Annotated in this window: 6 protein-coding genes; 3 read left to right on the plus strand and 3 right to left on the minus strand. The window is 60.9% G+C overall.

Annotated features, from left to right (window positions below):
- Positions 1–43: 43 nt before the first annotated feature.
- The 3 genes from AK81_RS25050 to AK81_RS25065 form a co-directional block, all read right to left on the minus strand.
- Positions 44–1,402, minus strand: coding sequence for an HlyD family type I secretion periplasmic adaptor subunit (locus AK81_RS25050; RefSeq protein ID WP_193393777.1), 1,359 nt, complete (start codon positions 1,400–1,402; stop codon positions 44–46).
- Positions 1,403–1,409: 7 nt separating this feature from the next.
- The gene (locus AK81_RS25055) at positions 1,410–3,566 is read right to left on the minus strand and encodes a type I secretion system permease/ATPase (RefSeq protein ID WP_043203564.1); all 2,157 of its coding nucleotides are present in this window, start codon (positions 3,564–3,566) and stop codon (positions 1,410–1,412) included.
- A 444-nt stretch (positions 3,567–4,010) separates the two neighbouring features.
- Positions 4,011–4,337: a hypothetical protein gene (locus AK81_RS25065; protein ID WP_043203567.1), complete on the minus strand. Its 327-nt coding sequence runs from the start codon at positions 4,335–4,337 to the stop codon at positions 4,011–4,013.
- Between the two features lie 234 nt (positions 4,338–4,571).
- On the opposite strand from AK81_RS25065, the gene AK81_RS30905 reads away from it, so the two are divergent.
- The 3 genes from AK81_RS30905 to AK81_RS30915 all read left to right on the plus strand — a co-directional run.
- Complete coding sequence (locus AK81_RS30905; protein ID WP_050491945.1) at positions 4,572–10,424, plus strand: retention module-containing protein; 5,853 nt, start codon at positions 4,572–4,574, stop codon at positions 10,422–10,424.
- Entirely contained in the window at positions 10,385–12,619 is a 2,235-nt protein-coding gene (locus AK81_RS30910; RefSeq protein WP_050491946.1) for an immunoglobulin-like domain-containing protein, read from the plus strand. The genes AK81_RS30905 and AK81_RS30910 overlap by 40 nt, the downstream gene beginning before the upstream one ends.
- Positions 12,620–12,675: 56 nt before the next feature.
- On the plus strand, positions 12,676–14,999 hold a 2,324-nt coding region (locus tag AK81_RS30915), incomplete at its 3' end, for an immunoglobulin-like domain-containing protein (RefSeq protein ID WP_430298504.1).

Consider the following 14,999-nt stretch of genomic DNA (forward strand, 5'->3'; position numbering starts at 1 on the left):
TTTCGCGACACAAGGCCGCTCCCACAGGCCTTGAGTCCGCCTTCTAGCGTTCGCGCAGTGCTTCCGAACGCGCCTTCATGATCGGCTTGAGCAGGTAGCTCATGATGGTCTTCTTGCCGGTCATGATATCCACCGTCGCCACCATCCCGGGAATGATCAGCAGCGGCTTCTCGTCGGTGCCCAGGTGGCTGCGGTCGGTGCGCAGCTTGATCAGGTAGTAGGTGGTCTTCTTGTCTTCGTCGGTGATGGTGTCGGCGCCGATCTGCTCCAGCTTGGCCTTGAGCCCACCGTAGATGGTGTAGTCGTAGGCCGTGAACTTCACGGTCGCCTCCTGGCCAGGGTGCAGGAAGGCGATGTCCTTGGGCAGGATCTTCGCTTCGATGACGAGCGTGTCGTCCAGTGGCACCACCTCGATGATATCGCTGCCGGGCTGGATAACCCCGCCAATGGTGTTCACCAGCATCTGCTTGACGATACCGCGTACAGGCGAAGTGACCATGGTGCGGTGCACCCGATCGTCCAGTGCCTTGCTGGTGGCCGTGGCCTTGTTCAGCTCGGTGCGCGCCTCGTTCAGCTGGGTCAGCGCTTCACTGCGGAATTTGCCTCGGGTTTCCTCGATCTTGCTCTGTACCTCGCGGATGGCCGCTTCGGCTCGTGGGATGGCCAGCGCGGTGGAGTCCAGTTGGCCACGGTTCTCCACTTCGGCGCGGCGCAGGCGCAGCACTTCGACCTGGGAGATCGCACCGGTTGCCACCAGCGGTTCGGACATGCCGATTTCCTTGCGCAGCAGCTCAAGGCTGCTGGCGTACTGGGAACGTTTGGAGCTGTACTCACGCAGCTCCTGCTGGCGCTGAACCAGCTGCTGCTGCAGGCCGCCAATTTCGTCCTGCAGTTGCTGGCGCCGGCTCTGGAACAGCGACTCTTCGTTCGCCGCCTGGCTTGGCGCGGCTTTGCGCAACGCCTCATCGATTTTCAGCGGGGTGTCCCCTACCTCGGCGCTCAGGCGCTCTACCCGCAGGGCCATGGCCAGGCGGTCGGCCTCGGTTTCACCGACGTTGGAGGCGAAGCGGGTTTCATCCAGGCGCAGCAATGGCTGGCCAATTTCGACAATCTGCCCTTCCTTGGCGAAGATCTCGGCGACGATACCGCCCTCCAGGTTCTGGATCTTCTGCACCTTGGACGACGGAATGGCCTTGCCTTCTCCACGCGTGACCTCGTCGATCGGGGCGACGCTGGCCCACACGATCAAGAACACGAAGAACAGGATCACGCCCCAGATGGTCAGGCGCACAACCCTTGGCGCATCTTCGATCAGGGCCTTGTTGACCTCTGGCAGCGGTTGGCCGCCCAGTGAGTCGGAACCTTTGAAGTAGCGCCGCAGGCCATCCTTGAATTGCCCCATATCCAGCTTATGCAACACTGATCTGCCCCTTCTTCAGCGCATCCATGACCGCGGCTTTCGGGCCGTCGGCGACAATCTGCCCGCGATCGATCACGATCAGCCGGTCCACCAGCGACAGCAGCGAGGCACGGTGCGTGACCAACAGTACCGTCTTGCCTTCCACCACTGCTTGCAGGCGCTGCTTGAGGCGCTCTTCGCCGGTGTTGTCCATGGCACTGGTCGGCTCGTCCAGCAACAGAATCTGCGGGTTGAGCAGCAGCGCACGGCCCAGGGCGACGTTCTGCCGCTGGCCGCCGGACAGGTTCTGCCCGCGTTCACCCACTTGCAGTTCGTAACCGTCCGGGTGCAGGCGGGCGAATTCATGCACGCCTGCCAGCTCGGCGGCCTGCAGGATCAGCTCGTCCTCGATGTAGCGGGCACCGCTGACCAGGTTGTCGCGCAGGGTGCCGGCCAGCAGCTGGATGTCCTGCGGCACATAACCGATGTTGTGGCGCAGTTCGCTGACGTCGATCTGGCGAATGTCCACGCCATCGACCAGCAGCGAGCCGCCATCGGCCTCGTACAGGCCGACGATGAGCTTGGCCAGCGAGCTCTTGCCCGAGCCACTGCGGCCGATGATGCCAACCTTCTCGCCGGGGCGGATGGTCAGGTTGATGTTCTTCAGGGCCAGGTTCTGCTGGTTCGGGTAGGTGAAATCGACCCCGCGGAACTCGACACTGCCTTGCAGTACCTTGCGGCTCAGCGGGCGCTCCTCGAAGTTGCGCTCTTGCGGCAGTTCCATCATGTGGTCAGTGGCGACCATGGTGACCTTGGCTTGCTGGTAGCGGGCAAGCAAGCCGTTGAGCGAGGCCAGTGGCCCGAGCGCCCGGCCGCTAAGCATGTAGCACGCCACCAGGCCGCCCATGCTCAGGTTGCCGTCGATGATCAGGTACACGCCGACGCAGATCATCGCCACGCCAGCCAGCTGCTGGATGAGCATGGTGATGTTCATCGCCAGGCTCGACAGCACCTTCACCCGCAGTTCCAGGCGGCTGAGGGTGCCGAGGGTCTGCTCCCACATGTACTGGCGTTCGCTTTCGGCGTTGTTGACCTTTACGGCATCCAGGCCGGCCAGGGTCTCGATCAGGCTGGACTGGCGCTCGGAGGCCAGGGCCATGGTCCGTTCCATGGTCGCCATCAGCGGCCGTTGCAAGGCATAGCCGATGCCCAGGGCCAGCGGGAAGGCGATGATCGGGATCCACACCAGATGCCCGCCAATGATGGCGATGACGATCAGGATAAGGATGGTGAAGGGCAGGTCAATCAGGCTGGTCAGGGTCAGTGAGGCGAGGAAGTCGCGCAGGCCCTGGAACTCGTGAATGTTCTGGGCAAAGCTGCCGACCCTGGCCGGGCGGTACTTCATCGACATGCCGACGATGCGTTCGAACAGCGTCGCCGAGATGATCAGGTCGGTCTTCTTGCCGGCCAGGTCCAGGCAGAGGCCACGCAGGCCCTTGAGAATGAGGTCGAAGACATAGGCGCCGGCGATACCGATGGCCAGCACCCAAAGTGTCGACGTTGCCTGGTTGGGCACCACGCGGTCATACACGTTCATCACGAACAGCGGCGCGGCCAGGGCGATGAGGTTGATCACCAGGCTGGCGGCGATGGCGTCGATATACAGCCACTTGCTGCGCAGCAGGGTATCGCGGAACCACGACTTTGCCCGCGGGATGAGGTTGCCGTGGTTGACGTCGAACTTGTGCTGCGGCTGGGCGAAGAACACCCGGCCGCTATAGTCGCTTTGCAGGGCTTCGCGGCTGACATGCACCTCGCCGCCATCGCTCTCGCTGAGCAACAGGCGCGCGGTGTCTTCATTCTCCCAGCCCAGCAGGACAGCACTGCGGCCTTCCTTTAACAGCAGCATCGCCGGCATGGCGATGCTCGGGATCTGCTCCAGCTTGCGCTGCAACAGACGCCCTTGCAGGCCGGCCCGGGCGGCGGCACGGGGCAGCAGCTCGGGGCTCAGGCGCTGGGCAGGTAGCGGCAGGCCGGTGGTCAGCATGACCCGGCTGGCGGGTTTCTGGTGCAGGACACACAGGCTCAGCAGGCTATCCAGCAAGGGATCGTCATGCTGACTGCGTGGATCATGGCTGAGTTGGACTCGACTGACTTCAGATTCCACGCGGCGCTCTCTTCATCCTTGTGGTGGGTGGGGTGGGTGTGCCGCCGTTAAGGTCTGGCCGGCTCGCCCTGGCTTTCACTGGTGCTGCCAAGCGGTGTAGGTGAGGGCGACGACGCCCTTACGGCTAAGCAGATGGCCAATGGTCGCCTCGAATCGATACTGAGTAAACAATTGTACGTCGTTCATTGCTACCAGACTGCTCCTGAGCAGTGGGTGTTTCATTCTTGATCCTGTATGCGCACAGGCTGAAGCATGTTCAGCAGCATAGCCTGCCAGCCAGGCAGCGAGTGGGCCGCCTACGATCGATCTTTGTCTTCGTCATTTAATGGGCGCTGACTTGTTGACGGTTTTAAATCTGCTGATCGTTAAAATTCATCGTACAAAGTCTGTTTGCACGCTCGGTGCTGGTTCAGAAATCGTCAATGGTTTGCCATCATCGCCGTGTCAGTATCTGCGCAATCGTTCTCTAACTGTCTGATCTGCGATGAAGCGCTGTTGCAGGTCGCGCGCAATACAAGGCTGGCGTTGGCTCGAACCCTGATACAACCCCGGTGTTGCCTCGTTTTGAAGCCCGAGCCCGTCCGGTTTCAGGCAAGGTTTGTGCTTGTATGGAGGCAGCAGCCTGGGGGCGCGAAAGTGATCTGAAAATTGACGCTTGCAGGTTTGACGGTTGCCGATATGTGGCTGTTCTGCGGCAAGAAATGCCGCCGCCGAGGCGTAGAAAACGTTGCTGAACTTAGCGTTGAGCGAGCTTTCGATGATGTACGACATTTGTCCTCAATGAACGGTTGGCTAAGGTACAAATATCAATGTGACATTACATTGCCGATTGTTTAGGATGGCCTCTATAAGGTCAATAGTTTGGCATTTAAGTAATTCCAAATAGTTATAGACGAAAAATTGACGCAATAAAGCGTCAAGAGATCATCGACATAGTTCCGCCTGCAGTGGCTTGCGAGTGCCGCTCTGGCATGGAAGTACCCATAGGGTCACACGGAGAGTCCAATGAGCAGCGTTGTAGCCATCGTCAAAAGCATTGTCGGCCAGGTTATTGCGGTATCCCCAGAGGGCATTCGTCGTGTGCTCATCGAAGGGGACCGCCTGCTGTCAGGTGAGGAAGTACTCACTGGCCCGGGCGGCGCAGTTACTTTGGAGCTGGCCGATGGCCGTCTGCTTGACCTGGGCCGCGACAGCCAGTGGAGCGCCGATGCGCCTGACAGCAGCACCGACCTGAGCCAGGCGACCGCACAGGCCGCGCCGTCGGTGGAAGAACTGCAACAGGCAATTGCTGCTGGTGTCGACCCGACTACCGAGCTTGAGGCCACCGCAGCCGGCCCGTCCGCAGCGGGCGGCGGCGGCGCGCTGGGCGGTGGTCACAGCTTCGTCATGCTCGAGGAAACCGCGGGCCGAGTCGACGCTACCGTCGGCTTCCCTACGGAAGGGCTGGGCTTTGCTGCCGTGCTCGATAGCGAAGAGGTTGGCTTGCTGGATACCTCCAGCAATAACCAGGTGACGACGCCAACGCCAGATGGCAACGTTGCTACCGACCTGATTCTTGGCGCCACTCCTTCCATCAGCGAAGCGGGTGGCGTAATCGTTTATACGGCCACGGTTGGCCAGGCGCCGACCACCAACCTGATCGTCACCCTGTCCAACGGCGCCGTTATCGTTATCCCGGCCGGGCAGACCAGCGGCAGCGTCAATGTCGTGGTCCCGGCAAATGACACGCCTTATATCGACGGTGGCCAGATCTCGGCAACCGTAACGGGTACCACCGGTGGCAACGGCCTGACGGTGACAGTGCCGCAAACGCCGGCAGTCACCCAGGTTACCGATACCATCGACACCACCACTGCGACGCTGACGGCGAATCCGTCGGTGACAGAAGGTGGCGTAATTACCTACACCGTGACCCTGAGCAACCCTGCCCAGACGCCGGTAACCGTGACCCTGTCCAATGGGCAGGTCATTACCATCGAGGCTGGCAAGACCCAGGGCAGCGTCGACTTCCAGACCCCGGCGAATGACGTCTACAACAACGGTTCGACCGTCAGCACAACCATTACTGGCGCTACCGGTGGCAACTTCGAGCAACTGACGCCGAACCCTGCACCGGCTGAGACGGTAATCAGTGATTCGGTCGATAGCACTACCGCGACCCTGACCGCTTCGCCAAGCGTCACCGAAGGCGGCGTGATCACCTACACCGTGACCCTGAGCAACCCTGCCCAGACGCCTGCACCGGCTGAGACGGTAATCAGTGATTCTGTCGATAGCACTACCGCGACCCTGACCGCTTCGCCAAGCGTCACCGAAGGCGGCGTGATCACCTACACCGTGACCCTGAGCAACCCTGCCCAGACGCCGGTAACCGTGACCCTGTCCAATGGGCAGGTCATCACCATCGAGGCTGGCAAGACCCAGGGCAGTGTCGACTTCCAGACCCCGGCGAATGACGTCTACAACAACGGTTCGACCGTCAGCACAACCATTACCGGTGCTACCGGTGGCAACTTCGAGCAGCTGACGCCGAACCCGACTCCGGCTCAGACTACGATCAATGACTCGGTCGATAACACCACTGCGACCCTGACCGCTTCGCCAAGCGTCACTGAAGGTGGCGTAATCACCTACACCGTGACTCTGAGCAACCCTGCCCAGACTCCGGTAACCGTGACCCTGTCCAACGGCCAGACCATTACCGTTGAGGCGGGCAAGACCCAGGGCAGCGTCGACTTCCAGACTCCGGCGAATGACGTCTACAACAACGGCTCGACCGTCAGTGTCACCATCGAAAACGCCACTGGCGGTAACTTCGAGCAGCTGACTCCGAATCCGACCCCGGCTCAGACCACGATCAACGATTCGGTCGACACCACCACCGCGACCCTGACCGCTTCGCCAAGCGTCACCGAAGGCGGCGTGATCGATTCGGTCGACACCACCACCGCGACCCTGACCGCTTCGCCAAGCGTCACCGAAGGCGGCGTGATCACCTACACCGTGACTCTGAGCAACCCTGCCCAGACTCCTGTAACCGTGACCCTGTCCAACGGCCAGACCATCACCGTTGAAGCTGGCAAAACCCAGGGCAGCGTCGACTTCCAGACTCCGGCGAATGACGTCTATAACAACGGCTCGACCGTCAGCGTCACCATCGAAAACGCCACTGGCGGTAACTTCGAGCAGTTGACCCCGAATCCGACCCCGGCTCAGACCACGATCAATGACTCGGTCGACACCACCACTGCGACCCTGACCGCTTCGCCAAGCGTCACTGAAGGCGGCGTAATCACCTACACCGTGACCCTGAGCAACCCTGCCCAGACTCCGGTAACCGTGACCCTGTCCAACGGCCAGACCATCACCGTTGAGGCTGGCAAGACCCAAGGCAGCGTCGACTTCCAGACGCCTGCGAACGACGTCTACAACAACGGCTCGACAGTCAACGTCACCATCGAAAGCGCCACTGGCGGCAACTTCGAGCAACTGACCCCGAATCCGACTCCAGCTTCGACTGTAATCAATGACAGCGTCGATACCGTCACCGTTAGCATCGTCAGCAATGGCAATGTGACCGAAGACCAGCAGCCTTCCTTTACTGTGAAAGTAAGCCAGGCGCTGGACCGTCCGTTGACCGTAACCCTGTCGAACGGCGACACCGTGACGATCGAGGCCGGTAAGACCGAAGTCGAGTACAAAACCCCGGCTCAGGGCGATGACGTCTATCACGATGCTGGCTCCATCACCCTCAGCGTTACCGACGCTACGGTTCCAGGTGCCACCTTCGAGAAGCTGGCCTTGGGTGGCCCGGCTACCGTTGAGATCTCGGACACTATCAGTGAAGTTGTGGCTAAGCTGACCGCCACCCCTTCGGTGACCGAAGGCGGCGAGATCACTTACACCATCACGCTGACCAACAAAGATGGTCTGCCGATCAACAACCACGGTGCATTGACCTTCACGCTGAGCGACGGCAAGACCGTCATCACCGTACCGGCCAATGGCACTACCGGTTCGATCACTGTCACCGCTCCGGACAACGTCTACGTCGGCAGCAACACCCCAGTGGTGCAGTCGATCGCTACCGTCGCTGGCGCTGATGTCGGCAAGTTTGAACAGCTGACCCTGGATAAAACGCCGGTCAGCACCACTGTTACCGATGAGCCAGGTACTCCAGGCAATCCAGGCGGCAACAACGAAGGCGACCTGGTCAAAGTCACCATCACCGCCGATCAGACTTCGGTGGCCGAGAACGTCAAACCGACCTTCACGGTGCACATCAACCAGCCGCTGGACCACGACCTGGTCGTGACCCTGAGCAACAACGCTCAAGTCACCATCAAGGCCGGCGAGACCAGCGCGCCGTACACCCATGACGCGCAAGGCGATGACGTCTATAAAGACTCCGGCGAAATCAGCCTGGGTATCAATTCGGCTGTAGACGCCACCGGCGCTACCTTCGAAAACCTGCAACTGGGCGGTGCGGCTACCGTTCAAGTGACCGATACCACCGACGAAGTGGTGGCCAAGCTGACCGCTACACCTTCGGTCACCGAAGGCGGCGAGATCACCTACACCATCACGCTGACCAACAAAGATGGTCTGCCGATCAACAACCACGGCGCCCTGACCTTCACGCTGAGCGACGGTAAAACCGTCATCACTGTACCCGCCAACGGCACTACCGGTTCGATCACCGTCACTGCGCCGGACAACGTCTACGTTGGTGCCAACCCTGCAGTGGTCAACTCCATCGCGACTGTTGCTGGCGCTGACGTCGGCAAGTTCGAGCAACTGACCCTGGACAAGACCCCGGTCAGCACCACCGTCACCGACGAGCCAGGCACCCCGGGCAACGAAGGCGACCTGGTCAAAGTCACCATCACCGCCGATCAGACGGGCGATGACGTCTACAAAGACTCGGGCGAAATCAGCCTGGGCATCAATTCGGCTGTAGACGCCACCGGTGCGACCTTCGAGAACCTGCAACTGGGCGGTGCGGCCACCGTTCAAGTGACCGACACCACTGACGAAGTGGTGGCCAAGCTGACCGCTACCCCTTCGGTAACCGAAGGCGGCGAGATCACCTACACCATCACCCTGACCAACAAAGATGGTCTGCCGATCAACAACCACGGCGCCCTGACCTTCACGCTGAGCGACGGTAAAACCGTCATCACTGTACCGGCCAACGGCACTACTGGTTCGATCACTGTCACTGCCCCGGACAACGTCTACGTTGGCAGCAACCCAGCAGTGGTCAACTCCATCGCGACCGTTGCGGGCGCTGATGTTGGCAAATTTGAGCAGCTGACCCTGGACAAGACCCCGGTCAGCACCACTGTCACTGACGAGCCAGGCACTCCGGGCAACGAAGGCGACCTGGTCAAGGTCACCATCACCGCCGATGGTTCGATCACTGTCACCGCTCCGGACAACGTCTACGTCGGTGCCAACCCTGCAGTGGTCAACTCCATCGCGACTGTTGCGGGCGCTGATGTTGGCAAGTTCGAGCAACTGACCCTGGACAAGACCCCGGTCAGCACCACTGTCACTGACGAGCCAGGCACTCCGGGCAACGAAGGCGACCTGGTCAAGGTCACCATCACCGCCGAAACCAGCGCGCCGTACACCCACGATGCGCAAGGCGATGACGTCTATAAAGACTCCGGCGAAATCAGCCTGGGTATCAATTCGGCTGTAGACGCCACCGGCGCTACCTTCGAGAACCTGCAACTGGGCGGTGCGGCTACCGTTCAAGTGACCGACACCGTCGATGAGGTTGTGGCCAAGTTGACCGCAAGCCAGTCGGTTACGGAAGGCGGCGAGATCACCTACACGATCACGCTGACCAACAAAGACGGCCTGCCGATCAACAATCACGCAGAGCTGTACTTCAAGCTGACCGATGGCACCCAGACTTCAGTGGCCGAGAACGTCAAACCGACGTTCACCGTGCACATCAACCAGCCACTGGACCACGATCTGGTCGTGACCCTGAGCAACAACGCTCAAGTCACCATCAAAGCTGGCGAAACCAGCGCGCCGTACACCCACGATGCGCAGGGCGATGACGTTTACAACGATGCTGGCCAGATCAGTCTGGGCATCGACTCGGCTGTAGACGCCACCGGCGCTACCTTCGAGAACCTGCAGCTGGGCGGTGCGGCCACCGTTCAAGTAACCGACACCACCGACGAAGTGGTGGCCAAGCTGACTGCGACCCCTTCGGTCACCGAAGGCGGCGAGATCACTTACACCATCACGCTGACCAACAAAGACGGTCTGCCGATCAACAACCACGGCGCCCTGACCTTTACGCTGAGCGACGGCAAGACCGTCATCACCGTACCGGCCAACGGCACCAGCGGTTCGATCACCGTCACTGCGCCGGACAACGTCTACGTCGGCAGCAACGCCCCGGTGGTGCAGTCGATCGCTACTGTTGCTGGCGCTGATGTCGGCAAGTTCGAACAGCTGACTCTGGACAAGACCCCGGTCAGCACCACCGTCACCGACGAGCCAGGCACCCCGGGCAACGAAGGCGACCTGGTCAAAGTCACCATCACCGCCGATCAGACCGTGCCCGCGAACAGCACCACCGGCTCGGCCACTGCAACCGCCCCGGATAACGTCTATGTCGGCGCTAACGAGCCGGTGGTCAATGCCATCGAAGCCGTCAGCGGCGCGGATGCGTGGAAGTTCGAAAGCCTGAACCTGGACAAGACGCCGGTCAGCACCGAGGTTACCGACGAGCCAGGCACCCCAGGCAACGAAGGCGATATCGTCAAGGTCACCATCACGGCTGCTTCACCGTGCACATCAACACTGCACTGGCCCACGACCTGGTCGTGACCCTGAGCAACAACGCCCAGGTCACCATCAAGGCCGGCGACACCAGCGCGCCATACGAGCACGCTGCGCAGGGCGATGACGTTTACCAAGACGCCGGCGAAATCTCCCTCGGCATCAAGTCGGCGGTAGACGCTACCGGTGCGGCCTTCGAAAACCTGCAGCTGGGCGGTGATGCTTCGGTCAAAGTGACCGACACCATCGACGAAGTTGTGGCCAAGTTGACCGCCAGCCAGTCGGTAACCGAAGGCGGCGAGATCACCTACACGATCACGCTGACCAACAAAGACGGCCTGCCAATCAACAACCACGCAGAGCTGTACTTCAAGCTGACCGATGGCACCACTGTCATCGTGCCCGCAAACAGCACTACCGGCTCGGCCACTGCGACCGCCCCGGATAACGTCTATGTCGGCGCTAACGAGCCGGTGCTCAATGCCATCGAAGCCGTCAGCGGCGCGGATGCGTGGAAGTTCGAAAACCTGAACCTGGACAAGACTCCGGTCAGCACCCAGGTTACCGATGAGCCGGGCACCCCAGGCAACGAAGGTGACTTGGTCAAAGTCACCATCACCGCCGACCAGACTTCGGTGGCGGAAAACGTCAAACCGACGTTCACCGTACACGTCAACCAACCGCTGGACCACGACCTGGTCGTGACCCTGAGCAACAACGTGCAGGTCACCATCAAGGCGGGCGACACCAGCGCGCCATACGAGCACGCTGCACAAGGCGATGACGTTTACAACGATGCTGGCCAGATCAGTCTGGGCATCAACTCGGCTGTAGACGCCACCGGCGCTACCTTCGAGAACCTGCAGTTGGGCGGTGCGGCCACCGTTCAAGTGACCGACACCACTGACGAAGTGGTGGCCAAGCTGACCGCGACCCCTTCGGTCACCGAAGGCGGCGAGATCACCTACACCATCACGCTGACCAACAAAGATGGTCTGCCGATCAACAACCACGGTGCATTGACCTTCACGCTGAGCGACGGCAAGACCGTCATCACCGTACCGGCCAACGGCACTACTGGTTCGGTCACTGTCACTGCCCCGGACAACGTCTACGTCGGCAGCAACCCTGCAGTGGTCAACTCCATCGCAACCGTTGCTGGCGCTGACGTCGGCAAGTTCGAACAGCTGACCCTGGACAAGACCCCGGTCAGCACCACTGTCACTGACGAGCCAGGCACTCCGGGCAACGAAGGCGACCTGGTCAAGGTCACCATCACTGCCGACCAGACCTCGGTGGCCGAGAACGTCAAACCGACGTTCACCGTGCACATCAACCAGCCACTGGACCACGACCTGGTCGTGACCCTGAGCAACAACGCTCAAGTCACCATCAAGGCCGGCGAGACCAGCGCGCCGTACGAGCACGCAGCGCAAGGCGATGACGTTTACAACGACGCTGGCCAGATCAGCCTGGGTATCAACTCGGCTGTAGACGCGACCGGAGCTACCTTCGAGAACCTGCAGCTGGGCGGTGCGGCCACCGTTCAAGTGACCGACACCACCGACGAAGTGGTGGCCAAGCTGACTGCGACCCCTTCGGTCACCGAAGGCGGCGAGATCACCTACACCATCACGCTGACCAACAAAGATGGTCTGCCGATCAACAACCACGGTGCATTGACCTTCACGCTGAGCGACGGCAAGACCGTCATCACCGTACCGGCCAACGGCACTACTGGTTCGATCACCGTCACTGCCCCGGACAACGTCTACGTCGGCAGCAACGCCCCGGTGGTGCAGTCGATCGCTACTGTTGCTGGCGCTGATGTCGGCAAGTTCGAGCAACTGACCCTCGACAAGACGCCGGTCAGCACCACCGTCACCGACGAGCCAGGTACTCCAGGCAACCCAGGCGGCAACAACGAAGGTGACCTGGTCAAGGTCACCATCACTGCTGACCAGACTTCGGTGGCGGAAAACGTCAAACCGACCTTCACCGTACACATCAATACCGTTCTGGCTCACGACCTGGTCGTGACCCTGAGCAACAACGCCCAGGTCACCATCAAGGCCGGCGACACCAGCGCGCCATACGAGCACGCTGCACAGGGCGATGACGTTTACCAAGACGCCGGCGAAATCTCCCTCGGCATCAAGTCGGCGGTAGACGCTACCGGTGCGGCCTTCGAAAACCTGCAACTGGGACCGGCGAAATCTCCCTCGGCATCAAGTCGGCGGTAGACGCTACCGGTGCGGCCTTCGAAAACCTGCAACTGGGCGGCGATGCTTCGGTCAAAGTGACCGACACCATCGACGAAGTTGTGGCCAAGCTGACCGCAAGCCAGTCGGTCACCGAAGGCGGCGAGATCACCTACACGATCACGCTGACCAACAAAGACGGCCTGCCGATCAACAATCACGCAGAGCTGTACTTCAAGCTGACCGATGGCACCACTGTCATAGTGCCCGCGAACAGCACTACCGGCTCGGCCACTGCAACCGCCCCGGATAACGTCTATGTCGGCGCTAACGAGCCGGTGGTCAATGCCATCGACGCGGTGAGCGGCGCGGATGCGTGGAAGTTCGAAAACCTGAACCTGGACAAGACTCCGGTCAGCACCGAAGTTACCGACGAGCCAGGTACCCCAGGCAACGAAGGCGACATCGTCAAGGTCACCATCACGGCTGACCAGGTATCGGTCGCCGAGAACGTCAAACCGACCTTCACCGTGCACATCAATACTGCACTGGCCCACGACCTGGTCGTGACCCTGAGCAACAACGCCCAGGTCACCATCAAGGCCGGTGACACCAGCGCGCCGTACGAGCACGCTGCGCAGGGCGACGACGTTTACCAAGACGCCGGCGAAATCTCCCTCGGCATCAAGTCGGCGGTAGACGCTACCGGTGCGGCCTTCGAAAACCTGCAGCTGGGCGGCGATGCTTCGGTCAAAGTGACCGACACCATCGACGAAGTTGTGGCCAAGCTGACCGCAAGCCAGTCGGTCACCGAAGGCGGCGAGATCACCTACACCATCACGCTGACCAACAAAGACGGCCTGCCGATCAACAACCACGCAGAGCTGTACTTCAAGCTGACCGATGGCACCACTGTCATAGTGCCCGCGAACAGCACCACCGGCTCGGCCACTGCAACCGCCCCGGATAACGTCTATGTCGGCGCTAACGAGCCGGTGGTCAATGCCATCGACGCGGTGAGCGGCGCGGATGCGTGGAAGTTCGAAAACCTGAACCTGGACAAGACGCCGGTCAGCACCGAGGTTACCGACGAGCCAGGCACCCCAGGCAACGAAGGCGATATCGTCAAGGTCACCATCACGGCTGACCTGAACCTGGACAAGACGCCGGTCAGCACCACCGTCACCGACGAGCCAGGTACCCCAGGCAACGAAGGCGATATCGTCAAGGTCACCATCACGGCTGACCAGGTTTCGGTCGCCGAGAACGTCAAACCGACCTTCACCGTGCACATCAACACTGCACTGGCCCACGACCTGGTCGTGACCCTGAGCAACAACGCCCAGGTCACGTTCACCGTGCACATCAACCAGCCACTGGACCACGATCTGGTCGTGACTCTGAGCAACAACGCTCAGGTCACCATCAAGGCCGGTGACACCAGCGCGCCTTACGAGCACGCGGCACAGGGTGACGACGTCTACAAGGACGCCGGCGAAATCAGTGTTGGCATCAAGTCGGCTGTGGACGCCACCGGCGCGACCTTCGAAAATCTGGAGTTGGGCGGCGCGGCTAAGGTCGACGTTACCGACACCACCGACGAAGTGATCGCGAAACTGACCGCCACCCCTTCGGTTACCGAAGGCGGCGAGATCACCTACACCATCACGCTGACCAACAAAGACGGTCTTCTGATCAACAACCACGGCGCCCTGACCTTCACGCTGAGCGACGGCAAAACCGTCATCACCGTACCGGCCAACGGCACCAGCGGCTCGATCACCGTCACTGCCCCGGACAACGTCTACGTCGGCACCAACCCTCAAGTGGTCAACGCCATCGCGACCGTTGCAGGCGCTGACGTCGACAAGTTCGAGAAGTTGACCCTGGATAAAACCCCGGTCAGCACTCAGGTCACTGATGAGCCAGGTACTCCAGGCAACCCAGGCGGCAACAACGAAGGCGATCTGGTCAAAGTCACCATCACGGCCGACCAGACCTCGGTGGCGGAAAACGTCAAACCGACCTTCACGGTGCACGTGAACCAGCCACTGGACCACGATCTGGTCGTGACCCTGAGCAACAATGCCCAGGTCACCATCAAGGCCGGCGACACCAGCGCGCCGTACGAGCACGCGGCACAAGGCGATGACGTCTACAAAGACGCTGGCGAGATCAGCCTGGGCATCAAGTCCGCTGTGGACGTTGACGGCCGTACCTTCGAGAACCTGGAGCTGGGCGGCGCTGCGAAAGTAGACGTCACCGACACCACCGATGAAGTGATCGCGAAACTGACCGCCACCCCTTCGGTCACCGAAGGCGGCGAAATCACCTACACCATCACCCTGACCAACAAAGACGGTCTGCTGATCAACAACCACGGCGCCCTGACCTTCACGCTGAGCGACGGCAAAACCGTCAT

This window comes from Pseudomonas putida W15Oct28, assembly GCF_000708715.2.
GTDB classification, from domain to species: domain Bacteria; phylum Pseudomonadota; class Gammaproteobacteria; order Pseudomonadales; family Pseudomonadaceae; genus Aquipseudomonas; species Aquipseudomonas putida_R.

What these genes read in the sequence shown, in the direction of transcription:
- AK81_RS25050 (WP_193393777.1), bottom strand. Translation starts at nt 1,402, where the DNA reads ATGGGGCAATTCAAGGATGGCCTGCGGCGCTACTTCAAAGGTTCCGAC.
- AK81_RS25065 (WP_043203567.1), bottom strand. Translation starts at nt 4,337, where the DNA reads ATGTCGTACATCATCGAAAGCTCGCTCAACGCTAAGTTCAGCAACGTT.
- AK81_RS30905 (WP_050491945.1), top strand. Translation starts at nt 4,572, where the DNA reads ATGAGCAGCGTTGTAGCCATCGTCAAAAGCATTGTCGGCCAGGTTATT.